The organism is uncultured Maribacter sp., from assembly GCF_947496775.1.
Lineage (GTDB): Bacteria > Bacteroidota > Bacteroidia > Flavobacteriales > Flavobacteriaceae > Maribacter_B.
The window spans coordinates 52,576-78,103 of record NZ_CANMDU010000009.1; the positions used below are offsets into that span (position 1 = coordinate 52,576).

Consider the following 25,528-nt stretch of genomic DNA (forward strand, 5'->3'; position numbering starts at 1 on the left):
TTTATATTTAGTTTTAGGGAAACAAATAATATGTTTAAGAAAGATAAGTTACAAATTATTCCATTTAAAACCTATGGGACTTTAACTGATTTATATTTAAGAGGAAGGGCTCTAGAAGATGAAAACATAGATTTACATAAAAAAGGGTTGTGGTCTGTATTTGTAAATACTTGGAAAAGATTTGAAACAGACGAAATAGAAAATGCTGCTTTGAAAATTGAGCTTAAAAATGAAGTTTCGTTATATGTGAAAACGGATTCGGAAGGGTATTTTTTGGTAGATGAAGCTACGGAAAATTTATCGAAAAATATATCTAAAGATGGATGGTTAAATTATACCATTCAATATGAAAACCCTGCTGCTTTTAAAAATGAGATAGTGGCAAATAATACTTTTACAGGAGAAATGCTAGTAGCTCTTCCAAATACGGAATATGGTGTTATTAGCGATATTGATGATACTATTTTGCATACAGGTGTTGCCTCAAAATTTAAATGGAGGGCAGTTTTTAATACTTTTTTTATTCATGTTATGAGTAGAAAAGCATTAGAAGGGGCAGCAGATTTTTATAGTCAATTGCATAGAGGAAAATTAAAAAACAATTGTAACCCCATTTTTTATGTGAGCAATAGTCCGTGGAATTTATATAAGTATCTAGATTTTTTTCTTAAAAAAAATAACTTTCCTAAAGGAGCAATTTTACTTAGAGATTTAAGGCATTTGTTTGATAAAACACCAAAACCAAAAATACCGCATAAGTATCACGAGATTCAGAATATATTAGATACGTATCCAAAGTTATCTTTTATTTTAATTGGGGACTGTGGCGAGCATGACCCCGATATTTATCTAGACATAGTTGCGAAAAACCCTAATAGAATATCTGCTATTTACTTAAGATCTGTAAAGAATAAGAAAAAAATGTCTCGAGTTACGCAATTGTTTAAAGATTACACGGAGGTAGATGTTTTGTTGGTGTATAATACTAACGAAGCTATTAGGCATGCAAAAGATTGCGGTTTTATTTAAAAGCTACTTTAAATAATGTAAAGAGGTTTTAGGTTCTACTTCATATGGTACTTTGTCTTTCTCAAAAATGCGAGCGGTTAAAGATTTTCCTTCTAAAATACAGATATCGTTTTGAACTCTTATCCAGCTTCCTTCTCTAAGACCTACCACAGGTGTTTTGTTGAATTGATGGAACTCCTTTATTCTTGTTTCTCTAGTTTCGCCTTTATGAGTAGAATTTGGGTCTGGATCTAGATAGTGGGCGTTAATGTTAAAAGGAACAATCCCTAAAGTTTTAAAACTTGGGGTGTACACAACGGGCATATCATTCGTCGTTTTCATACTAACACCAGCAATATTACTTCCTGCGCTTGTTCCTAAATATGGTGTTCCGTTTAATATAGAATCTTGTAAAGGTTGTATCAGGTTTTTTCTATATAATGTAGAGACTAGAACAAACGTATTTCCTCCTCCGGTAAAAATTCCGGTAGCTTTTTGTATTGCTTCTATTGGATCTTTAAAATCTTGAATCCCAATTAGTTTTTTTCCAATCTTATTAAAACCTTTTTTTGCGATGGAAGTATATTCTTCGTACGAAATGCCACTGGGCCTCGCATATGGTATAAAAAGCACTTCTTTGGTATCTTTATATAATTCGTTTATAGCATCAAAAAGATATTCTAAATAAGTACTGTTGTGAATGGTTGAAGTACTAGCAAGTATACATTTAGTCATTAGAAGAGACCATTAATTTCGGCGTCAATTTTATTGATAATTGTTCCTAAATCCTCCGGTTTATCAACAAAATCTAATTCATCTACATCTATAATTAATAATTTACCCTTACTGTATTTGTGTGCCCATGCTTCGTAACGCTCGTTTAAACGACTTAAATAATCAATAGAAATAGTATTTTCATATTCTCTTCCTCGTTTATGAATTTGACTAACCAAGTTGGGTATAGAACTCCTTAAATATATGAGTAAGTCGGGTGGTTGCACTAAAGTTTCCATAAGCTCAAATAGGCTAGAGTAATTGCTAAAGTCTCTATTTGTCATTAAGCCCATTGCGTGTAGGTTAGGAGCAAAAATATGTGCATCTTCATAAATAGTACGATCCTGAATAATACTTTTTCCGCTTTCTCTGATTTCAAGAATTTGTCTATATCTACTATTTAAAAAATAAATTTGTAGATTAAAGCTCCAGCGTTCCATTTGATTATAAAAATCATCTAAATATGGGTTGTCCGCTACTTCTTCAAAATGAGGTTCCCATTGGTAATGTTTGGCTAGTAACTTGGTTAATGTTGTTTTTCCTGCGCCAATATTTCCTGCGATAGCAATATGCATTTTTAGATGTTTTTGTGGTTAGATTTCTAATGAAAAAATAATGCATCACAATATACAAGATAACAATAGGAAGATAAAATCTTTAGAGAAATATCCGATGAAAAAAATAAATTTCACCTTATAGAGAATAAATAGGCCAAAACAGTTAATGGAAAATAGAGTTTTTTACAGGTAATAGGCATTTTTGTTATAATAGGTTAAACCTTTAATTATGCAAAAAGTGGAGTTTATGCTTTGAAGCTAAAATATAAAAGTTATGTACTTCTTAATATGCTCTTGTTGAGCACATAGAATAACGGTTATGCTCAAGACTTTCAAGCTAAAGCGTCGTTTGTTGTTCTAGAAAATTGAATACAGTAGGTTTTAATCGTCGTTTCTTAAAAATTTTATAACAACCTCTGATTGTAATTATACAGATAAAGCGAATAGATTAGATAATACATATACTTTTTTAAAGTCTAAATTAACTACTCAAAAAAAGATAATACTTAGGAATTTGGAATAAAAGGGGCAAGCTTATTAAATACAGATAGTACTAATGATTTTTATATAGCTACTGTATCCTATTTAGTGCAACCAAGATATACTATAGAAACTGCAAAGTATGAGTTGTAAGTAAAACGAATAACTTTAGAGTTTAAAGTGTTTAGAATTTGTAACAAAGCACTTTTTCTCTTTTACGCAATTTATTTTGGTAATCTATTTTGACATATTTTTGAATAGCACTACTTTTGTATCTTAAATCTACGAGGAAAGATTTGACTGCTTGCAACCTCTAAAAATGCTAAAAAACAGATTTTAATACTCTAATCTTTGGAGTATTAAATCTATTATAGCACAGGTCTATACAGGAATGTTTTTTCTCATTAAAATAGTGTTATGTCTTATTTATTTACATCAGAATCTGTTAGTGAAGGACACCCAGATAAAGTGGCGGACCAAATTAGCGATGCCTTATTAGATAGTTTTTTAGCTTTTGACCCAGAAAGTAAAGTAGCTTGTGAAACTCTTGTAACAACAGGGCAAGTAGTATTGGCAGGGGAGGTAAAAAGTAATACCTATTTAGATGTGCAGAATATAGCTAGAACGGTAATCAATAAAATAGGGTATACAAAAGGAGAATACCAATTTAGTGGAGATTCTTGTGGCGTAATTTCTCTTATTCATGAGCAATCGCAAGATATTAATCAAGGGGTAGATAGAGGGGAAAAAGAGCAACAAGGAGCTGGTGATCAGGGAATGATGTTTGGTTATGCAACCAAAGAAACAGAGAATTACATGCCACTGGCTTTGGATATTTCTCATAAAATTCTTCAGGTTTTGGCGGAGTTAAGAAGAGAAAATAAAGAGATAAATTATTTAAGGCCAGATGCTAAGTCTCAAGTTACTATAGAGTATTCTAATGATAATGTGCCACAGCGTATAGATACCATAGTTGTTTCTACCCAGCACGATGCTTTTAATGCTGATGATGAGGTAATGCTTGCAAAAATTAAAAAAGATATTGTTTCTATTTTAATACCTAGAGTTAAGGCGCAATTGCCCGTAGATACGCAAGCTTTATTTGATGATCAAATTACATATCATATAAACCCAACAGGGAAATTTGTAATAGGAGGACCTCATGGAGATACTGGGTTAACAGGTCGCAAGATAATCGTGGATACTTATGGAGGAAAAGGAGCTCATGGAGGAGGTGCTTTTAGTGGTAAAGACCCAAGTAAAGTGGATAGAAGCGCGGCTTACGCGGCAAGACATATTGCTAAAAATTTAGTTGCCGCTGGGGTTGCAGATGAAATATTAGTACAAGTTAGTTATGCAATTGGTGTAGTAGAACCGACCTCAATTTTTGTAGATACTTACGGAACGGCTAATGTAGATTTAACAGATGGAGTTATAGCGGAAAAAGTATCTGGACTTTTCGATATGCGTCCATTTGCCATAGAAAAACGTTTAAAATTAAGAAACCCTATTTATTTAGAATCTGCTGCTTATGGGCATATGGGTAAAGAACCAAAAATTATAACTAAAGTGTTCGAGTCGCCGTACAATGGTAGAGTAGAAAAAGAGGTAGAGTTGTTCACTTGGGAAAAATTAGATATGGTAAATGAAGTTAAAACATCTTTTAATTTGTAAGTCATCTATTTTTTTAAAATTATAAAAGAAGAACCTTAGCGGGTTCTTTTTTGTTTTTAGTAAATTTAAGCGACTAATTAAATGAAATATGAAAAGTAATGTTTGGTTATTTATTATAGCCTTATTTGTAGTGTCTTGTAAAGAAGTTGTAACACTTAAAAATACAGAAGAAGATACTTATGTAAAGGATAACTATTCTAAGCAAGAAGTAGAAATAAAAATGCGAGATGGAGCAACACTGCATACTACCATTTATACCCCTAAAGATACTTCTAAAGATTACCCTATTTTAATGCAGCGAACTCCATATAGTTCTAGTCCGTATGGAGAAGGGAAGTTTAAAAAGAATATTGGACCAAATATTCACCTTATGAGAGAAGGAAATATTTTTGTTTACCAAGATGTTCGTGGACGGTGGTTAAGTGAGGGGTCTTATGAAAATATGCGTGCTTATATTCCTAATAAAAAAACAGATAAAGATGTAGATGAAAGTTCAGATACTTATGATACCATTGAGTGGTTGGTGAATAATGTGAAGCATAATAATGGTAAAGTTGGTATATGGGGAATATCTTATCCAGGGTATTATTCAACTTACGCTACTGTTGATGCGCACCCGGCTTTAAAAGCAGCTTCTCCTCAGGCTTGCATAGGAGACTTCTTTTTTGACGATTTTCACCATAACGGAGCGTATATGTTAAGTTATTTTAGGGCTACATCTCTTTTTGGAACCAAAAGACCTAATGGAGATCAGCCTATTGATACGGCATGGTATTCTTTGCCAAAATTACCATCGGAAGATCAATATCAATTTTTTCTGGATGCAGGTCCTTTAAAGAATTTAAATTCTTTTTTTCAGTATGAAACGGAAGATACTCCTAGAATAGGAACAAAAAATATGGTCGATGATTTCTTTTGGAATGAATTAAAAGAACATCCTAATTATGATGAACTATGGCAAAGTAGAGGGTTAATTCAACACTTAAGGAACGTGAAATCTAGTGTGGCAACCATGATAGTTGGTGGTTGGTTTGATGCCGAAGATTTATACGGGCCTTTAGAGACTTATAAAAACATAGAGAAATATAATAAAGATAATTATAATACGATTGTTTTTGGTCCTTGGGATCATGGAGCATGGTCTAAAAGAAGAGGAAAAAATATAGTAGGAAATTATTATTTTGGGGATTCAATCTCAGAGTTTTTTCAAGAAAAAATAGAGACCAAATTTTTTAATCACTTTTTAAAAGGCAAAGGGGATCATAATAGTGGATTGCCCGAAGCATATGTGTTCGATTCTGGGAGAAAAAGCTGGAAAACATATGATAGTTGGCCACCAAAAGAAATTATTAAACAAGAATTTTTTCTTTTAGATAATGAGGTTTTAGGTATAGAAAAAGGGAAGGAAACAAGAATTAGGTTTATAAGTAATGTTAAAAAGCCTGTACCATATTCTGAAGATATAAAATCGGTATTTACTCCAAGAAAGTACATGACAGATGATCAGCGTTTTGCTGCTCGTCGTTCCGATGTTTTAGTTTTTGAAACAGGGGTTATGGATAAAGATTTAACCCTTGCAGGGGATATATTGGCAAAACTTAAGGTGGCAACTACAGGGACAGCGGCAGATTGGATTGTAAAGGTTATAGATGTGCATCCTTCAGATACAGAGACACATGAAGACATGCAAAAACATTTAAAAATGAGTAATTATCATATGATGGTTCGTAGTGAAGTATTACGAGGTAGGTTTAGGAATAGTTTTTCTAATCCAGAACCTTTTATTCCAAACAAAAAAACAGAAGTAAATATTAAACTTCAAGATGTTTTTCATACAATCAAAAAGGGACATAAATTACAAATACAGGTACAGAGTACTTGGTTTCCGCTTATAGATTTAAATCCGCAGACCTATGTAGATAATATTTTTAAAGCAGAAAAGGATGACTTTAAAACGCAGACACATACCGTATTTACAGGCTCTAGTATAGAATTTTCTATATTAAAGCCATAATTGAGGTTTTAAAATTAGGGAGGTAATTTGTTATTTTATTAAAAAAAGTAGTGGAATTAAATTTTCCCGATATATATTTGTAGCTCAAAAGTTCAAACACGTATTGAATTGTTATCAAGAAAGGTGGAGGGATTAGACCCTTTGAAACCTTAGCAACCCTTTATTTTAGTAAAGAAGGTGCTAAATTCTACCAGAAATCAGAATATGATTTTATAAGGCAGATAACGAAATAAGCTATTTTATAGCGATTTTCCATTTTCTTTTTAACTCTTTGATTTTTCTTAAATGCAAAAAGTCTGCATTTTGTGAAGTTTGGATTTTTTAATCTAATTAGCAACTATTAAAAAATCAAAAAATCATGAGTGATCAAAAAATTTCGACAAACGCTTTACATGCTGGTCATGATACAACGCAAACTGCAGGAACCAGAGCTGTGCCAATTTACCAAACTTCTTCGTATGTATTTAATGATACGGATCATGCCGCAAATTTATTTGCATTAAAAGAACTAGGGTTTATTTATACCCGTTTAAATAACCCAACAAATCAAATTTTACAAGATAGGTTAGCTGCTGTTGAAGGTGGTGTTGGTGCTGTCGTTTTTGCATCAGGTACTTCTGCTATTTCTACAGGCTTACTAACGTTGTTAAAAGCTGGTGATCATATTGTAGCTTCTAGCAGTTTGTACGGTGGTACTTTTAATCTATTGAATGTAACTTTACCTAGATTAGGTATTACAACCACTTTTGTAGATGCATCGGATTCAGAAAATTTCGGGAAAGCAGTACAAGATAATACAAGAGCATTTTTCGTAGAATCTTTAGGAAATCCGAAATTAGATGTGCTAGATTTAAAAGCAATTTCTAAACAAGCAAAAGCCGCTCAAGTTCCATTTATTGTCGATAATACAGTAGCTACTCCGGCATTGTTAAATCCGATAGAGCATGGAGCTAACCTGGTAATTCATTCTTTAACTAAATATATCGGTGGGCAAGGAACTTCTTTAGGAGGAGCAATAATAGACGCTGGTACTTTTGATTGGACTAATGGTAAGTTTCCGGAGTTTACAGAACCTTCTGCCGGTTACCACGGATTAGTGTATAGCGAAGCATTAGGGGCTGCAGCATTTACTTTTAAACTAATTTTAGAAGGATTAAGAGATTTTGGAGGGGCATTAAGTCCGTATAACGCATTTCAGATTATTCAAGGGTTAGAAACGTTAAATGTTAGAATAAAGCAACATAGTGCTAATGCTTTAGAATTGGCAACTTGGTTAGAGGGTAGAGATGAGGTTGCATGGGTAAATTACCCTGGTTTAAAAAGTAGTACGTACAATGAATTAGCTAAAGAATACTTGCCCAAAGGACAAAGTGGATTAGTGACTTTTGGAATAAAAGGAGGGTTTGAAGCAGCCAAAAAAGTAACAGATGCTACTAAGGTCTTTTCGTTACTGGCTAATATTGGAGACACAAAATCTTTAATTATTCATCCAGCAAGTACTACACATCAACAGTTAACAGTAGAACAACAAGCGGATGCAGGAGTAGGACAAGATTTAATTCGTTTGTCTGTAGGTTTGGAAGATATATCCGATTTAAAAGCCGATCTAGAGCAAGCTTTTGCCGCTATAAGCTAAAGTATTAATTATATTAAAAAATATCAGATGTTACATCATCTTACTATTACTAATTATAAAACATATAGCGGTGTGTCTCAAGACATATCACTATCCTATCAATTATTTGGTCAACCATTGCATAAAGCGCCAATAGTATTAGTAAATCATGCCTTAACAGGTAATTCTAATGTTACAGGAAAAGATGGCTGGTGGTCCGCTATTGTTGGGGAAGGGAAGTGTATAGATACTAATAAATACACTATTCTAGCATTTAATGTTCCTGGTAATGGTTATGATGGTTTTGTAATAGAAAATTATAAAGATTTTATAGCAAGGGATGTTGCTAGAATATTTTTGGAAGGTCTAGAAGCTCTTGATGTCCATAAGCTATATGCTGTAATTGGAGGCTCTATGGGCGGTGGTATTGCTTGGGAAATGGCTGCGCTTAATCCCAGTTTAACGGAGCATTTAATTCCTGTAGCTTCGGATTGGAAATCTACAGATTGGCTTATTGGCAATTGTCAAATACAAGAGCAATTTTTGGTTAATTCTAAGCAGCCTGTTCATGATGCTCGTATGCATGCTATGTTGTGTTATAGAACGCCAGAGTCTTTTAATGAGCGCTTTAATAGGAGTACTAATGAAGAATTAAAGGTTTTTAATGTAGAAAGTTGGTTAACACATCATGGAGAAAAATTGAAAGAAAGATTTCAATTATCGGCCTATAAATTAATGAACCAACTTCTTAAAACTATTGATATAACTAAAGGACAGGAGAAAGCCTTTGCGGTTTTACAAAATAGCGAAACTAATATTCATATTATAGGAGTAGATTCTGATTTGTTTTTTACTGCTAAAGAAAATAGGGAAACTTTTAAGCAGATAGCGCAAGCTAATAATAATGTAACCTATGGAGAAATACAATCTTTACATGGGCATGATGCTTTTTTATTAGAGTTTGATCAAGTTCAAAAATTGCTACACGGAATTTTTAATTTGGAAGAGGAGACATCAAAGGTTAAAGTATTAAAGTTTGGAGGTAAATCTTTGAGTAACGGAGAAGGTTTGGGTTATGTTTTAAATATTGTTTCTAATAAGGTAAAAGAAGGAGAAAATATTGCGGTTGTACTCTCTGCTAGAGAAAAGGCAACAGATCAACTAGAGCTTATATTGGATAAAGCAGCAGCAGGAAAAAATTATGCAAAAGATTTTGAAGCTTTTGAAAAATATCAGACACATACTTATAAAAATGTAAATCTTTCTAAAGAATTTGCCGGTTTATTTCAGTTGTATGAGGGGGTTGCCTTGTTAGGGGATTATAGTGTAAAAATTAAGGATCAGGTATTGGCATATGGGGAGTTAATTTCGGCCAAGCTTATTACAAAATTACTTATAGGGAAAGGAGTGAAAGCTCAATTGATGGATTCTAGAGATTTAATCAAGACAGATGATAATTTTGGGGATGCCAGTGTGTTAGAAGCTATTTCTAAAGAAAATGTGGTACGGGAATTTGCTTTATTGCCTAAAGGAACAGTGCCCGTGTTTACAGGTTTTATAGCGTCTACTTTAGATGGGCAAACTACAACACTAGGAAGAAATGGCAGTAATTATTCCGCTGCTTTATTGGCTAATTTTTTAGATGCAGGAGAGCTTCAAAATTATACGCATGTAGATGGTATTTTTACGGCGAATCCAGATTTTGTGGATGATGCTAAACGAATTTCAGAACTTTCTTATAGTGAGGCTAATGAATTGGCAAATTTTGGGGCAACTATTTTACATGCAAAAACTATTATTCCGTTAATAGAGAAGAATATTCCTTTACGTATTTTAAATACCTTTAATAGTGGCAATGAAGGGACTCTAATAAGTGCTAAAACTAGTAAAGAAGGAATAAAATCTATCTCGGTAATAGAAAAAGTAGCTTTAATAAACTTAGAAGGAAGAGGTTTGTTAGGCAAGGTAGGAGTAGATGCTCGTATTTTTAAAGCTTTAGGAGATAGTAATATTAGTGTAAGTATTATTTCGCAAGGTTCTTCAGAGAGGGGAATAGGGCTAGTGGTAGATGCAGATATAGCTCAAAAAGCAAAGCAGGCATTAGACAGAGAGTTTACACATGATTATACCTCTAAGGATGTAAATAGAATTACAGTAGTTCGGGATGTTTCGGTTATATCTATAGTTGGGCAAGATTTAAGTTCGTTTCATAAACCATACAATTCTTTAATAAAGAATCAGATTATTCCATTGTTGTTTAATAATACAGTTACTGGTAAAAATGTGAGTTTGGTTGTAAAGAAAACAGATTTGCATAAGGCATTGAACGTAATGCATAGTCAGGTTTTTGGAATAAGTAAGAAAGTGAATATTGCTGTTTTTGGACATGGAAATGTCGGAGGTACATTGGTAGATCAAATATTAAAATCTGCTAAAAATATTGACAAAAGGAAAGGGCTAGATCTTAGAGTGTTTGCTGTCGCAAATTCTAAAAAAGTGCTTTTAAATAAAAAAGGAGTTTCTAAAAATTGGAAATCCTTAATCAATGAAAAAGGGGAAGCGTATACCATAGATACCATTTTTGATTTTGCTAAGAGGCATCATTTAGAAAATTTAATAGTAGTAGATAATACCGCGAGTGAAGATTTTGTAGCGTATTATTTTGATTTTGTAGAAAATGGATTCGACATTGTTTCGTCAAACAAAATAGCAAATACTTTAGGTTTTGATTATTACCAGCTTTTAAGAGAAGAGTTAGTTAAAAATCAAAAACAATATTTATATGAGACTAATGTAGGTGCAGGTTTACCATTAATAGATACTATTAAACTATTGCATTTGTCTGGAGAAAATATAACCAGAATTAAAGGTGTTTTTTCGGGTTCATTAAGTTATATATTCAATACTTTTTCAGAGGTAAATGTTCCTTTTTCGGCAATTTTAATAGATGCTATGAAAAAAGGATTTACAGAGCCGGATCCTAGAGAAGATTTGTCAGGGAATGATGTAGGTAGAAAATTGTTGATTTTAGCAAGAGAATTAGAGTTGAGTAATGAATTTACCGATGTTAAAATTCAGAATCTTATACCAGAATTATTACAAAGTGGAGATACGAAACACTTTTTAGATAATCTGGATATGTTAGATGAGACGTTTAATCAGATAAAGAAAAATCAAAAACCGGATCACGTATTACGTTATGTGGGAGATTTGCATGGAAACCTTCAAGAAGAAAAAGGAGTTTTAGATGTAAAGTTAATCTCTGTTCCTAAAGAAAGTGCTTTAGGGCAAATAAAAGGGTCGGATTCTATTATAGAAATTTACACAGAATCCTATGGAGAAAATCCATTGGTTATCCAAGGAGCAGGAGCAGGAGCAGCAGTAACAGCAAGAGGCGTTTTTGGTGATATTTTAAGAATTGTAGAAAAGAATTAGTTAGATGAAAAAATTTGAAACAGAAGCGATAAGAACACAAACGGAACGTTCTCAGTTTTTAGAACATTCTACCCCAATGTATCTAACATCTAGTTTTGTGTTTGAGGATGCGGAGGATATGAGAGCTTCTTTCGCAGAAGAAAAAGAGCGCAATATTTATTCTAGATATTCTAACCCTACTTCGAATGAATTTATAGAAAAAATTTGCAAGATGGAAGGCGCGGAAAGCGGATTCGCATTTGCTTCTGGTATGGCAGCAGTATTTTCAACCCTAGCAGCGTTAGTGGATACGGGTGATCATATTCTTTCTGCTAGAAGTATATTTGGATCCACACATACATTGTTTACTAAGTTTTTGCCAAAGTGGGGGGTAACAAGTAGTTATTTTCCTATTGATGATTTGGATGCAGCAGAGAAAATGATTACGTCTAAAACTAAAATTATTTATGCAGAATCACCTACCAATCCAGGAGTAGATGTTTTAGACTTAGAGAAGTTAGGGGAAATAGCCAAAAAGCATAAGTTAATTTTTATTGTAGATAACTGTTTTGCAAGCCCATATTTACAGCAACCTATAAAATTTGGTGCAGATTTAGTGATACATTCTGGAACCAAATTAATGGATGGGCAAGGCAGAGTTTTAGCAGGAGTAACTGTAGGTAGTGCAGATTTAGTAGATAAGGTATACCGCTTTGCAAGAATCACAGGGCCGGCATTGTCTCCATTTAACGCCTGGGTATTAACTAAGAGTTTAGAAACTTTGGCAATACGTGTAGACCGTCATTGCGAAAATGCATTGAAATTGGCAGAATTTTTAGAGGGGCACCCCAAAGTAAGTTGGGTAAAATATCCTTTTTTAAAATCGCATCCAATGTATACGGTTGCCAAAAAGCAAATGAAAGCAGGAGGTAGTATTGTTGCTTTTGAGGTAAAAGGAGGACTAAAGGCAGGTAAAAAGTTTTTTGATAGTATTAAGATGCTTTCCCTATCAGCAAATCTTGGAGATTCTCGAAGTATTGTAACCCACCCGGCCTCTACAACACACAGTAAGCTTTCTGTTGAGGATCGTTTAGAATCTGGCATAACCGATGGTTCTGTACGTGTATCTGTGGGGTTAGAACATATTGATGATATTATAGCCGATATTGAGCAGGCGCTTGGATAATGTACTGGGGTATTTAGTCTATTAAAATAGTATAGTATATGACTCGCAATTTCCCTATCTTCGTACTATGCTATCTAAAAAAACAAAATACGGACTAAAAGCGCTTAGTTTTTTAGCTACTCAAAAGGATAAAGATCCTGTACAAATAGCAGAGATAGCCAAGCAAGAAAATATTTCTCAAAAATTTTTGGAAAGTATTTTACTTACGTTAAAGAGAAATGGGTTTTTAGGATCTAAGAAAGGAAAAGGCGGAGGATACTACTTACTAAAAGAGCCAAAAGAGATTTTAATGACTGATGTTATGAGGGTGCTAGAAGGTCCTATTGCTATGGTGCCTTGTGTGAGTCTTAATTTCTACGAAAAATGTGAGGACTGCCCAAATGAGCACACCTGCTCGGTTAATAAATTAATGCTGCAAATAAGAGATAGTACCCTGCAAGTTTATCGTAACAATACCTTGGCAGATATCCTTAATTAGGTCATCTAGAAATATTTATTGGAAATTTAAGAGTGTTTTATTTTTGGATTTTGAGCTTTTTTAGTTCATTATTCTTGATCGTTTAAGCTTTTTTTTATTAATCTACTAAATCGATAGGGTAAAAGTAATATTAGTAAATTATTAACGTCTTAGATTAAAATATAATATTACTTTTGATTATCCTATTAAATCTATAGGGTAATAGAAAAACAATAATTTAATGATTGCTGACCAGTTGATTTTAGATAAAAATGCCACTAAAAGTAAGTTTGATGAGGATAAGAAATCAGAAAAACCAATTCGTAGTGTTGCAAAGGCGTTAAGTTGGAGAGTTATAGGTACGTTAGATACTTTAATTGTTTCTTATATTTTAACAGGTAAAATATCTGTAGCAGCTTCTATTGCATCTATCGATTTTATAACAAAAATGATATTGTATTTTTTCCATGAACGTATTTGGAATGGAATAAAATGGGGCAAATAAATAAGAAAAGTATAATGAAATATACAGAAGATGTATTAGTAGAATGGAACAAAAAGTTCGCAGAAGCATCTCCGAGTGAGATTGTTTCTTGGGCTTTAGAGCATGCAGATAATGCTGTGGTTACTACTAATTTTAGACCTTATGAGGTTAATATTTTGCACGCCGTAACAGTCGTTGATAAAGATACCAAAGTTATTTGGTGTGATACCGGCTACAATACTCCAAACACGTATAAGCATGCGGAAGAGTTAATAGATACATTGGGTTTAAACATACATTTGTATGTTCCCAAGCAGACATCTTCTCATAGAGATGCGGTAATGGGAATACCTGGCATTGAGGATCCAAACCATGCAATTTTCACAGAACAAGTAAAATTAGAGCCATTTGGTAGGGCTATGCAAGAGCATAAGCCAGATGTTTGGTTTACGAATTTAAGAAAAGGGCAAACAGCATTGCGTAATACGTTAGATATTTTTAGTGTAAGCAAAGACGGAGTATTAAAAGTAAGTCCTTTTTATCATTGGGAAGATGCGCAATTAGATGCGTATTTAGAAGAACATAAATTACCCAATGAGCATAAATATTTTGATCCAACAAAAGTTTTAGAAAATAGAGAGTGTGGATTACACACCTAAAAATATAAAAGATGAAAGATACATCACATGTTAATGCATTAGAAAATGAAGCCATTTATATTTTTAGAGAAGTGGCCGCTCAATTTGAGAAACCAGTATTGTTATTCTCCGGAGGTAAGGACTCTATCACATTGGTGCGTTTAGCACAAAAGGCATTTTGGCCAGCTAAAATTCCTTTTCCTTTAATGCATATTGATACAGGACATAATTTCCCTGAGACAATAGAATTTAGAGATAGATTGGTAAAAGAACTTGGGTTAGAACTTATTGTTCGTAACGTACAAGATTCTATTGATCAAGGAAAAGTAAAAGAAGAATCAGGGAGATATTCTAGTAGAAATTCTTTGCAAACCACAACTTTGTTAGATGCTATTGAAGAATTTAAATTCGATGCTTGTATAGGTGGAGCTCGTAGAGATGAAGAAAAAGCAAGAGCAAAAGAGCGTATTTTTTCTGTACGAGATGATTTTGGACAATGGGATGAAAAAAATCAAAGACCAGAATTGTTCGATATGTTGAATGGACAAATTGAATTGGGGCAAAATGTCCGTGTTTTTCCAATTTCTAATTGGACAGAATTAGACGTTTGGTCTTATATAGAGAAGGAAGAAATAGAAATTCCATCGATATACTTTGCGCACAAAAGAAAAATATTCTTAAGAGACGGATTAATCTGGTCGCATTCAGAATTTGTATACCAAGAGGATGATGAAGAGGTAATAGAGCGTATGGTTCGTTTTAGAACAGTTGGTGATATGAGTTGTACAGCAGCAGTTTTTTCTGATGCAGCAGATATATCATCTGTAGTACAGGAAATTAGAGATTCTACTATTTCTGAAAGAGGAGCGCGTATTGATGATAAACGTTCTGAGGCAGCAATGGAAAAACGTAAGCAACAAGGATATTTCTAGAAATTTGCTAAAGCAAATTTTGTCGCTAGCTCATGGCAGTTAGCCATTAGTGAAAGTTAAACAAATTTAAAATTAGGTAAACAGCCAAAAGCTAAGAGCCAACAGCATAAAGAACATGGATGTACTAAAAATAGCAACAGCAGGTAGTGTAGATGATGGAAAAAGTACTTTAATCGGTAGAATTCTATACGATACAAAATCTTTAACAACAGATAAGTTAGAGGCTATTGAAAAAACCAGTAAACAGAAAGGGTATGATTATTTAGATTTCTCTTTAGCAACTGACGGTTTAGTAGCGGAAAGAGAGCAAGGAATTACAATAGATGTTGCTCATATTTATTTTTCTACAGCAAAGAGAAGTTATATTATCGCAGATACTCCAGGTCATGTGGAGTATACTCGTAACATGGTAACAGGCGCCTCTACATCACAAGCAGCTATTATTTTAATAGATGCTCGTAAAGGGGTTATAGAGCAAACAAATCGTCATTTTTTCATCAATAATTTACTTCGAGTAAAAGAGGTTGTTGTTGCGATTAATAAAATGGATTTGGTAGACTATTCTGAGGAAACTTATAATGCTATCAAAGCAGATTTTGAGCAATTAATGAGTAAAAGAGATTATGAAAATCAGAATATTACATTTATACCTGTAAGTGCACTTAAAGGAGATAATGTGGTAAATAAGACCGATGCTATGCCTTGGTATAACGGAGGGACTATATTAGAACATTTAGAGGGGTTAGATTTGGCTGCTGTTTCAAATGCGGGCACACCTAGATTTCCAGTGCAATACGTAATTCGCCCTAAAACCGATGAATTTCATGATTTTAGAGGGTTTGCAGGTAAGGTATATGGCGGGGAGTTAAGTGTAGGAGATAATGTAGTTGCATTACCATCGCAAACCAAATCAAAAATTAAGGAAATTTATTTTAATGATGAAAAATTCCAAACAGCATCTAGAAGGTCTTCGGTTACTATAACCTTAGAAGATGAAATAAATGTTAGTAGAGGAGATATGTTAGTAAAAGAAGGTGATTTACCTACTATAGATAAGCAATTTACAGCAACAATTTCTTGGATGGATTCGCAAAAATTAGCGGCTGGCAATAAATATGTAATTCAACATGGTGTAAATAAAGTACTAGCCAAGGTGGATCGTGTTCATCATAGAATTAATCCAGATTATTCTGGTATAGATGAGAGTATAGATGCACTTGGTATGAATGATATAGCCAAAGTAACTTTTAAACTAAATAAGCCAATTTTCTTTGATGCTTTTAAAAATCATAGAACGAACGGTTCTTTTATTTTAATAGATAGCCAATCTAACAATACGGTTGGGGCGGGTTTTATTCAATAGCCCCTTAACCCTAAATGGGAGAGTTAGCTAGATTATCCTACAAAAATTAAAATTTTGCAGGTTTTTAAAAATAATAACAACAATACTCTTGCTTTACCCGAGTAAGTGTTCCTTCCCTTTGGGGAGGTTAGGAGGGAATTTTATATGCAAAGTTTTAGATCAGAAATTGAAAATCCGGTTGTAGAAAAAGACATTATCGATTTAGCAAATAAAATCGAAATGTTTCACAATGGAAAATTAGACGAGGAAAAATTTCGAAGCCTACGTTTAGCACGTGGTGTATACGGTCAGCGTCAAGAAGGTGTGCAAATGATTCGTATTAAATTGCCATACGGTAAAGTTACTTCAGAGCAATTAAGGCGAATTTCAGATGTTTCCGAAGAGTATTCTACAGGACGTTTGCATATTACTACGCGTCAAGATATTCAAATTCACTATGTAGATTTAAATAGAACGCCGGAATTGTGGGCAGAACTAGAAAAGTCTGATATTACTTTGAGAGAAGCTTGTGGTAATGCAGTTCGTAATGTTACTGCTAGTGAAACAGCAGGAATTGATGTAGATGAGCCTTTTGATGTTTCTCCTTATGCGCAGGCAATTTTTGAATATTTTTTAAGAAATCCTATTAGTCAAGAATTGGGCCGTAAGTTTAAAGTTTCGTTCTCTTCTTCTGATGCAGATACAGGGCTTTCTTATATGCACGATATTGGTTTTATTGCTAAAATAGAAAACGGAGTAAGAGGGTTTAAGATTATGTTAGGAGGAGGTTTAGGATCCCAACCTCGTCATGCAGATGAATTATATTCTTTCTTGCCTACAGATAAAATTGTTCCCTTAATGGAGGGTGTTGTTCGTGTTTTTGACAGATACGGAGAACGTAAAAGTAGAGCTAAAGCACGTTTAAAATTCTTATTAAAAGATTTTGGTTTAGATGGCTTTAAAGAATTATTAGAACAAGAGCAAAAAGCGCTTCCTTTTCAGAGTTTTGCTATAGATGCTGAGGCATATCCGGCATATAAAATTGCAGAAGTAAAAACTCCGGTTGTGGAGATAGCGGACCAAAAAGCTTTCGATGCATGGAAGTCTACTAATATAATACCTCAAAAGCAAGAAGGTTATGTAGCCATTGGAGTAAAAGTTCTTTTAGGAGATTTTTATATAGATAAAGCTCGTCAATTGGCAGATTTAATAGAAAAATATGCGGCGAATGAAGTTCGTTTCTCATTACGTCAAAATTTTATAATTCCGTTTGTAAAAGAAGAATTAGTTCCTTTTTTCTATACAGAGTTAGAGAAATTAGGCTTTGTGGAAGCGGGTTATAATAAAGCAATAGATATTACGGCATGTCCTGGTACAGATACTTGTAACTTAGGTATAGCTAGTAGTACGGGTATTGCAGAGGAGTTAGAGAGAGTAATGAAAGCAGAATATCCGGACTATATTAATAATCCAGATGTGGTTATAAAAATTAGTGGATGTATGAATGCTTGTGGGCAGCATAATATGGCTAATATAGGTTTCCAAGGTATGTCTGTAAGAACAAAAGATAAATTAGTAGCTCCGGCATTACAAGTTTTATTAGGAGGTGGTAATATTGGTAATGGAGAAGGCAGATTTGCAGATAAAGTAGTAAAAATACCAAGTAAAAGAGGCCCAGAAGCATTACGCTTAATCTTAAATGATTTTAATGCAAATGGAAACGGTTTGTCTTTTGCAGATTATTATGCCGATAAAGGAGAGCACTATTTTTATGATTTTCTAAAGCATTTAACTGCTGTAGATAATTTAACACAAGAAGATTTTATCGACTGGGGAAACTCGGAAGAATATGTAAAGGCAATTGGAGTTGGAGAATGTGCTGGTGTGGTTATAGATTTAATAGCAACACTTTTGTTTGATAGTGAAGAGAAAATAAAAAGTGCAGAAGAAACTTTGGAAGTAGAGAAGTATGCAGCTAGTATTTATTACTCTTATTCTTCTATGGTTAATACAGCAAAAGCAATATTAACAGCAGAAAATGTAAAAACAAATACACATATTGGTATAATAAAAGATTTTGACAAAACTTTTGTTGCATCAGAAAGAATAGCTTTATCAACTTCTTTTGAAGAATTAGTCCTTCAATTAAATAAGCAAGAGCCAACAAAAGAATTTGCGGTAAATTATTTAGAAGACGCAAAAGCATTTTTAAAAGCTATTGAGGCTTTTAGAGAAAAAGAATTAGCGCAAGCGTAATATATAAAATGAAAAGGCAAAGCAAAACATATAATAACTACCCTAATGGACTTTTAACCGTTGTAGGAGCGGGTCCTGGAGATGTAGATTTACTAACGATTAAGGGAGCAAAAGCATTACAAGATGCCGATGTTGTTTTGTACGATGCTTTGGTAGATGTAAAGTTATTGAAATATGCAGACAATGCTGAGCATATTTTTGTTGGAAAAAGAAGAGGGTGTTATTCGTATCAACAAGATCAGATAAATGAACTAATTGTTAGTAGAGCAAAGAGTCATGGAAAAGTAGTTCGTTTAAAAGGCGGAGATCCTTTTGTTTTTGGTCGTGGTGCAGAAGAAATGGAATATGCTGCTAAACATGGAGTAGATGTAGCAGTGGTTCCAGGTATATCTTCATCTGTTTCTGTGCCTGCGTCGCAGAACATTCCTGTGACAAAAAGAGGTTCTTCGGAGAGTTTTTGGGTAATTACTGGGACAACAAAAAATCATGTGTTATCTACAGATGTTGCATTGGCCGCTAAGTCTAATGCTACCGTGATTATTTTAATGGGCATGAGTAAACTACCTGAAATAGTTTCTCTTTTTAAGAGTGAAGAAAAATCCGAGTTACCAATTGCTATTATCCAAAATGGTACTCGTAAAAATGAAAAAGTAGGGATAGGAACAATAAAAAATATTGAAGAAATCGTCGCAAGTAAGGAGTTGAAAAATCCTGCGATTATAATAATAGGAGAAGTAGTCAAGCATAGAGCGGCATTGAAAGAAGCTGTAAGTACATATATACAAGAATTAAGTTAGAGTAAAATGATAAAGACAGATATATTAATAATTGGTGCAGGGCCAACAGGTTTGTTTACCGTATTTGAGGCGGGATTATTAAAATTAAAATGTCATCTTATTGATGCATTACCACAACCTGGAGGACAGTGTTCAGAGATTTACCCTAAAAAACCTATTTACGATATTCCAGCATTTCCGGAAATTTTGGCTGGAGATTTAGTAGATAATTTAATGGAGCAAATAAAGCCCTTTGAAGCAGGGTTTACTTTAGGAGAAAGAGCAGAAACTTTAGATAAATTAGAGGATGGTACTTTTGTAGTAACAACTAATAAAGGTACACAGCATAACGCTCCGGTGGTTGTTATTGCAGGAGGTTTGGGGTCTTTTGAACCAAGAAAACCGCCTTTGACTAATATTCAAGATTTTGAAGATAAGGGAGTTGCGTATATGATTAAAGATCCAGAAGTATATCGCGATAAAAAAGTGGTAATCGCAGGAGGAGGCGATTCTGCTTTGGACTGGTCTATATTTTTAGCAGATGTCGCATCTGAAGTATCTTTAGTTCATAGAAGAAATGAGTTTCGTGGAGCTTTAGATTCTGTAGAAAAGGCATCAGAGTTAGCTAAACTAGGAAAGATAAAATTATACACCGAAGCAGAGATAAAGGAATTACATGGTGATGATGCTCTAAAAGCTGTAGTTATTAAGCATAAAGATGAAGGTAAAGAGGATACTTACTTAGAAGTAGATAATTTTATTCCTTTATTTGGTTTATCTCCAAAATTGGGACCAATAGGTAATTGGGGCTTAGAGATAGAGAAAAATGCTATTAAAGTAAATAATGCAAAAGATTATCAAACGAATATACCAGGAGTTTTTGCAATAGGTGATGTAAATACATACGAAGGAAAGTTGAAATTGATACTTTCTGGTTTTCATGAAGCGGCAGTAATGTGTCAGTATGCATATAAAATTATAAACCCTAATAAACGTTTTGTGATGAAGTACACAACCGTAGGTGGAGTTGAAGGTTTTGATGGAAGTAAAAAAGAAGCTAAAAAAGAAGTAATTCAGAGTATAGCTTAAAAATAGTTTATTTTTAATTAGTCAGGAAAACCTCCTTAATCTTTATGATTAGGAGGTTTTTTATTTAAATGGAGTATGTAATAGTAATTTTTTTATTTTTAGGACGTTTAGTTTTTATTAATAACGATAACCTAAAAACAGAATTATGAATTGGTACTTAAAAGTTTTAAAGCAATACGCAGATTTTAAAGGAAGGGCAAGAAGAAAAGAATATTGGATGTTCTTTTTATTTAATATAATTATTTCTTACGGAATAATGGGTCTTGCTTTAGGCTTGGAAATGCCTTCTTTGTCTATATTGTCTTCTATTTATTCGTTAGCGGTACTTGTTCCGGGTATTGCAGTAGGGGTAAGAAGAATGCACGATGTTGGTAAAAGCGGCTGGTTTTTATTAATACCTATCTATAATCTTATTTTGGCGTGTACTAATAGTGAAGAGGGAGATAATAAATGGGGCGCAAATCCTAAAAACCCTAATAACGAGTTAAACGAAATAGGAGTTTCAGAAGCATAATCCTTTTCGAGAAGATAAAATTTAAAAGAGATAAAACATACTAGTTTTATCTCTTTTTTCGTTTAAAATATTCATTAAAATTTATAGCATGGAGTGGTATTTAATGGCTTTTAAAAAGTATGCAGATTTTTCAGGAAGGTCAAGGCGCAAGGAGTATTGGATGTTTGTGTTGTTTAATATTATTATAATTTTTGGTGTAGTATTCATCTCAGAAGCAATAGGTCTAGAGGAGTATATGATGATTCCGTTAGGCTTGTATATATTAGGGATAATTGTACCTTCATTAGCTTTGGCGGTAAGAAGGTTGCATGATCAAGGTAAGAGTGGAGGATATTTTTTTGTGCGTTTTATTCCCTTAATCGGTAATATTTGGTACTTAGTTTTAATGTGTACAGATGGCGAATACGGTTCTAATTCGTATGGAATCGACCCTAAGCAACCAATGGATAATGAAATTGATGATATAGGCGTAGAGGAAGTGTAGGCTTTATATAGAAGTTTAAAGTCTAAAGTCAAATGTGATACGGCCAAGCTTTTAAGTCTTTAGTCTTTATTCTATCTTCTATTTTTTCCAATTCTTTTCCTCAGAAAAATCTCTTCATACTTAGTTTTTTAGGACAGGATTTTTTTCTTCCTAACCATCAACTATCATAGGAATCTACATGTTCTTTGTAAAGTGGTTGTAATCTTTAAGAATACACTTAATAAAATTTTCTGCGGTTACATCGGGAAGAGGATCTTCTTCTATTACCCCAATAATTTTTTCTTTTAAAAGTAGAATAGTTTTAAAATCATTAGCCTTTTTTGCTCTTAAAAAATTCTCTTTTATTATTCGCATATCGTTATCCGATAATTTTATAACAGAAAGATAGGTAGGTTTGTAGTTGTCTGCCACTTCTTGTAATATAGTATGGCTAATATTTACTTTGTTTTTTAAAGTTATAACAGCAGTTCCAGAAGCCATTCCTCCTAATCGTTGATGGTTTTTAGAACTTCCAATGGAAACTAAGGCTACTACACCAGAAAAGATATTAATATCAACAAAACGCATTACCCAACGAATAAAAAAGTCTAAGAAAGTGGCTCTATATCCATCAATTTTTACGACTTGTATTTTTACTAATTTTTTTCCAACGGTTTGTCCTAAAAGCAAAGATTCGGATATAATGGTATAGAAAAAAACAGGGGCTCCAAGAATAATAATGATAGCCATAACACTCCAAGGGTCTACATTAAAGTTCTCTTCTAATTCTATACCACCCGAGCTAGAAAAGCTTCCTATAAGAAATAGTATAACTCCTACATAAGCTATTTTTATAACTAGGTCAATAAAGTACGCTAAAATACGTTCTCCTACTTCAGCAGCAGTAAATGCAATAGTTACATTTTGAGTAGTCGTAATTTGTATTTCTGCCATTATATAGTTTTATTTGTTACGCATGAGAGAAGTCGCCTTCATTAGACAAAATAAGGAAAAATGGTTGCAATTTGAAAAGGCCATTGCACAAAAAAAAGTAGATAATCCGGATGATTTGGCTAATTTATACATGCATTTAATTAATGATTTAGCGTACGCTCAAACTTACTACAAAAAAAGCAAACTTGTAACATATCTTAATAATCTTGCTGTACGAGTTTATCAAAAAATATATCAAACAAAAAGGGAAGAAGCAAATGTACTTGTTTACTTTTTTAAAGTAGAAGTGCCTTTGTTGTTATATCAATATAAAAGATATATTCTATATTCTTTTGCATTCTTTTTAGTTGCGGTCCTTGTAGGAATTGTCTCTGCGGCCAATGATGATACTTTTGTGCGTTTAATATTAGGAGACGACTACGTAAATAAAACATTGCAAAATATTGAAAATGGCGATCCTGTAGCAGTTTATAAGAGTGGTAGTAATTGGGGTAGTTTTATAGGGATAACTTTTAATAACCTAAAAGTAGGTTTAATGAGTTTTGCTTATGGTGTTACCGGTGGTATTGGTACAGCCTACGTTTTATTGCAAAATGGGATTATGCTTGGGGCATTTCAATATTTTTTTGAACAACAAGATGTTCTTTGGAAGAGTGCTAAAGGAATATGGATACACGGAGCAATGGAGATATTTGCCATAGTTATAGAAGGGGCAGCCGGTTTCCTTTTAGGAGCAAGTATTTTATTTCCTAAAACATTTTCTAGAATGGTATCCTTTAAAAGAGGAATGCGAGACAGTATTAAAATTGTAATAAGTACATTTCCGTTTACTATAGCGGCAGGTTTTTTAGAAGGGTTTGTTACGCGTTACTCAGATAGTATGCCTATTTTTTTGGCACTTTTAATAATTTTTGGAACGCTGGGTCTTATTTCTTATTACTATTTAATATATCCGTATAAAGTGCATAAAAAAATAATCACTAGTGGTCTTGAAAAATAAAAAATACATTATTTATTTTTTGTGCATGCTTGGTTTTTCAATCAGGTTAACTTCTGCTGTCGCACAAGAGGGGACTGTAAAAGATGTTCCAGAAGAAATTAGGAAACTTCCTAATTCTTTTAAAGAAGAGTACAGAGGAAGTGCATATGATTATGTGGAGTCCGTTTCTTGGCTAGATAAAATTAAGGCGTGGCTGTTAGATAAATTGGATAGTTGGTTTAGTGTAAATAGTGAAAGAGGTTCTAATATCTTAAGTAATTTAGAAACCTTGTTTTACATACTTGTAATACTAGGAGTGGTCTATATTATTGTGAGGATGATTCTCAATAAAGAAGGTCGTTGGCTTTTTAGTAGAAAAAGAGAGGAAACTGAGGAACTTAACTATGAGATAGGAGAAGATATACATGAAGTGAATTTTGAGGTCCTAATTAAAGAAGCTCTTCAAAATAAGGATTATAGATTAGCAGTTAGGTATAACTATTTACTACTTCTTAAAAAGTTAGATGAATTCAGTGTAATTAGTTACGATTCTCAAAAAACAACGTATGATTATTCTTTGGATTTAGAAGGTACTTCTTATTCTACAGGGTTTAACAAGGCTACATATTACTATACCTATATTTGGTATGGAGAGTTTACTATAGACGAAGAAGAATATAAAACCGCATCTTTGGTATATGCGCAAATTTTAAAATCGTTTAAAAATGCGTAAAAAAACAATGCTTATACTTGGGGCAGTTCTAGTGGTATTTATACTAATAGTTACCAATCAGAGCAATGACGTAGATTGGACGCCAACATTTGATGAAACGCATACAAAGCCTATGGATACTAAGGTTTTTTATGAGCAGCTTCCATTTTATTTTAAAGGAAAGTCTTCTAAAAAAGTCTATACTACTTTTTATGAGTACGACCAGCATTTACGAATGCAAGAAAAGGATACTTTAAAAAATTATGTGAGTATTTCTGGTAGGTATACTATAGATGATACTTCCTTTAATTCTTTATTGCAATATGTAGAATATGGTAATGAGGCTTTTATATCGGCGTACCATTTTCCGCAATATGTACAAGATACTTTAGGCTTTGAAATAGCATATAATCCTGTAGAATTAAAACAAAAAGAAGCAACGGTATCTTTAAATTATACAAAAGATACGTTGAAGTACACACCAAAAATTCCTTATGGAACTAGTTATATTGTAGATTCTACAATGACTTTTAAGAAATTAGGATTTATACAACCTAAAAAAGCACAAAAACACACGAACTTTATTGGAATACCGTATGGAGATGGGGTATTTTATATTCATACTACCCCAGAAGTTTTTACAAATTACCAAATACTCGAAGCGGAAAGCGCAAGTTATGTCAGTACAGTGATTTCCTATTTGCCTACGTTACCTGTATTAATAGATAAAGCTATAAAGTTAGATCCAGAAATAAGTAATAGTCCATTACGCTATATCTTATCTAAAGAGCCTTTAAAATGGGGGTGGTATTTATTGTTAATTGCAATAGGGTTATTTATACTTTTTAATGCAAAACGTAGACAAAGAATAATCCCAATAAAAGAGCCTTTAAAGAATACAACAACCGAGTTTGTGCAAACCGTTAGTAATTTACATTATGAAGCGCAAGATTATAATGGTATTATACAAAAAACAATCATTCATTTTTTAGAACATGTCCGTAGTACATATCACTTGTCTACAGAGCGTTTAAATGAAGATTTTATAACTAAGTTGGCCTTGCGCTCAGGTAAGTCGGTCGAAGAAATACAGCAATTAGTGAGTTTAATTATTAAAATGAAATCGCATTCATTTAGAACTAAAGAACCATTAATTACATTAAATAAAGAAATAGAAAAATTCTATAAAAGAAAATAATACATCCCTTCG

22 protein-coding genes and 1 riboswitch are annotated in these 25,528 nt (G+C 33.2%); of the genes, 19 read left to right on the forward strand and 3 right to left on the reverse strand.

What is annotated here, in order from left to right; all coding sequences use genetic code 11:
• The first annotated feature begins 30 nt into the window (after nt 1–30).
• A complete protein-coding gene (locus Q0856_RS14050) occupies nt 31–1,029 on the forward strand; it encodes a phosphatase domain-containing protein (protein WP_298506041.1) in 999 nt (332 codons plus the stop codon).
• Between the two features lie 3 nt (nt 1,030–1,032).
• Here the strand turns inward: Q0856_RS14050 and pepE are convergent, their stop codons facing one another.
• A complete protein-coding gene (gene pepE, locus Q0856_RS14055; protein WP_298506044.1) occupies nt 1,033–1,743 on the reverse strand; it encodes a dipeptidase PepE in 711 nt (236 codons plus the stop codon).
• A complete protein-coding gene (locus Q0856_RS14060) occupies nt 1,743–2,357 on the reverse strand; it encodes a deoxynucleoside kinase (protein WP_298479431.1) in 615 nt (204 codons plus the stop codon). The genes pepE and Q0856_RS14060 overlap by 1 nt, the downstream gene beginning before the upstream one ends.
• Before the next feature lie 879 nt (nt 2,358–3,236).
• Between Q0856_RS14060 and metK the strand changes: the two genes are divergently transcribed.
• From metK to Q0856_RS14135, 15 genes are all read left to right on the forward strand, one after another.
• Complete coding sequence (metK, locus tag Q0856_RS14065) at nt 3,237–4,493, forward strand: methionine adenosyltransferase (RefSeq protein WP_298479428.1); 1,257 nt, start codon at nt 3,237–3,239, stop codon at nt 4,491–4,493.
• 88 nt (nt 4,494–4,581) lie between these two features.
• Nucleotides 4,582–6,507 carry a CocE/NonD family hydrolase gene (locus tag Q0856_RS14070; RefSeq protein ID WP_298506047.1) on the forward strand — a complete coding sequence of 642 codons (1,926 nt, stop codon included), beginning with the start codon at nt 4,582–4,584 and terminating at the stop codon, nt 6,505–6,507.
• Nucleotides 6,508–6,615: 108 nt separating this feature from the next.
• Nucleotides 6,616–6,735, forward strand: a riboswitch (SAM riboswitch).
• A gap of 130 nt (nt 6,736–6,865) precedes the next feature.
• Complete coding sequence (locus Q0856_RS14075; RefSeq protein WP_298506049.1) at nt 6,866–8,143, forward strand: O-acetylhomoserine aminocarboxypropyltransferase/cysteine synthase family protein; 1,278 nt, start codon at nt 6,866–6,868, stop codon at nt 8,141–8,143.
• Between the two features lie 27 nt (nt 8,144–8,170).
• Entirely contained in the window at nt 8,171–11,557 is a 3,387-nt protein-coding gene (gene thrA / locus Q0856_RS14080) for a bifunctional aspartate kinase/homoserine dehydrogenase I (protein WP_298506051.1), read from the forward strand.
• A 4-nt stretch (nt 11,558–11,561) separates the two neighbouring features.
• A complete protein-coding gene (locus Q0856_RS14085; RefSeq protein ID WP_298506054.1) occupies nt 11,562–12,722 on the forward strand; it encodes an aminotransferase class I/II-fold pyridoxal phosphate-dependent enzyme in 1,161 nt (386 codons plus the stop codon).
• 67 nt (nt 12,723–12,789) lie between these two features.
• On the forward strand, nt 12,790–13,200 hold the full coding sequence (locus tag Q0856_RS14090; RefSeq protein WP_298479413.1) for an Rrf2 family transcriptional regulator: 411 nt from the start codon (nt 12,790–12,792) through the stop codon (nt 13,198–13,200).
• Nucleotides 13,201–13,420: 220 nt separating this feature from the next.
• Nucleotides 13,421–13,684 (forward strand): DUF2061 domain-containing protein, encoded by a 264-nt coding sequence (locus Q0856_RS14095; protein ID WP_298479411.1) that lies wholly within the window; start codon nt 13,421–13,423, stop codon nt 13,682–13,684.
• Nucleotides 13,685–13,698: 14 nt separating this feature from the next.
• Entirely contained in the window at nt 13,699–14,322 is a 624-nt protein-coding gene (locus Q0856_RS14100) for a phosphoadenosine phosphosulfate reductase family protein (protein WP_298479408.1), read from the forward strand.
• An 11-nt stretch (nt 14,323–14,333) separates the two neighbouring features.
• Entirely contained in the window at nt 14,334–15,233 is a 900-nt protein-coding gene (gene cysD, locus Q0856_RS14105) for a sulfate adenylyltransferase subunit CysD (RefSeq protein WP_298479405.1), read from the forward strand.
• A gap of 115 nt (nt 15,234–15,348) precedes the next feature.
• Complete coding sequence (locus tag Q0856_RS14110) at nt 15,349–16,596, forward strand: GTP-binding protein (protein ID WP_298479402.1); 1,248 nt, start codon at nt 15,349–15,351, stop codon at nt 16,594–16,596.
• A gap of 144 nt (nt 16,597–16,740) precedes the next feature.
• Complete coding sequence (locus Q0856_RS14115) at nt 16,741–18,831, forward strand: nitrite reductase (protein WP_298479399.1); 2,091 nt, start codon at nt 16,741–16,743, stop codon at nt 18,829–18,831.
• Nucleotides 18,832–18,839: 8 nt separating this feature from the next.
• Nucleotides 18,840–19,628 carry a uroporphyrinogen-III C-methyltransferase gene (gene cobA, locus Q0856_RS14120; protein WP_298506057.1) on the forward strand — a complete coding sequence of 263 codons (789 nt, stop codon included), beginning with the start codon at nt 18,840–18,842 and terminating at the stop codon, nt 19,626–19,628.
• 6 nt (nt 19,629–19,634) lie between these two features.
• Nucleotides 19,635–20,696: an NAD(P)/FAD-dependent oxidoreductase gene (locus tag Q0856_RS14125; protein ID WP_298479393.1), complete on the forward strand. Its 1,062-nt coding sequence runs from the start codon at nt 19,635–19,637 to the stop codon at nt 20,694–20,696.
• Between the two features lie 145 nt (nt 20,697–20,841).
• Nucleotides 20,842–21,210, forward strand: coding sequence for a DUF805 domain-containing protein (locus tag Q0856_RS14130; RefSeq protein ID WP_298506061.1), 369 nt, complete (start codon nt 20,842–20,844; stop codon nt 21,208–21,210).
• Nucleotides 21,211–21,298: 88 nt separating this feature from the next.
• On the forward strand, nt 21,299–21,694 hold the full coding sequence (locus tag Q0856_RS14135) for a DUF805 domain-containing protein (RefSeq protein ID WP_298506064.1): 396 nt from the start codon (nt 21,299–21,301) through the stop codon (nt 21,692–21,694).
• A 174-nt stretch (nt 21,695–21,868) separates the two neighbouring features.
• On the opposite strand, the gene Q0856_RS14140 is transcribed toward Q0856_RS14135, so the two are convergent.
• On the reverse strand, nt 21,869–22,627 hold the full coding sequence (locus Q0856_RS14140; protein ID WP_298506068.1) for an RDD family protein: 759 nt from the start codon (nt 22,625–22,627) through the stop codon (nt 21,869–21,871).
• A 22-nt stretch (nt 22,628–22,649) separates the two neighbouring features.
• Here Q0856_RS14140 and Q0856_RS14145 point away from each other — a divergent pair, with 22 nt between their 5' ends.
• The 3 genes from Q0856_RS14145 to Q0856_RS14155 are packed head-to-tail and all read left to right on the forward strand — an operon-like array spanning nt 22,650 to nt 25,516.
• Nucleotides 22,650–23,627: a stage II sporulation protein M gene (locus Q0856_RS14145; protein WP_298479379.1), complete on the forward strand. Its 978-nt coding sequence runs from the start codon at nt 22,650–22,652 to the stop codon at nt 23,625–23,627.
• 25 nt (nt 23,628–23,652) lie between these two features.
• Nucleotides 23,653–24,339 (forward strand): hypothetical protein, encoded by a 687-nt coding sequence (locus Q0856_RS14150; protein ID WP_298506071.1) that lies wholly within the window; start codon nt 23,653–23,655, stop codon nt 24,337–24,339.
• The gene (locus tag Q0856_RS14155; protein ID WP_298479373.1) at nt 24,332–25,516 is read left to right on the forward strand and encodes a hypothetical protein; all 1,185 of its coding nucleotides are present in this window, start codon (nt 24,332–24,334) and stop codon (nt 25,514–25,516) included. The genes Q0856_RS14150 and Q0856_RS14155 overlap by 8 nt, the downstream gene beginning before the upstream one ends.
• Nucleotides 25,517–25,528 lie beyond the last annotated feature (12 nt).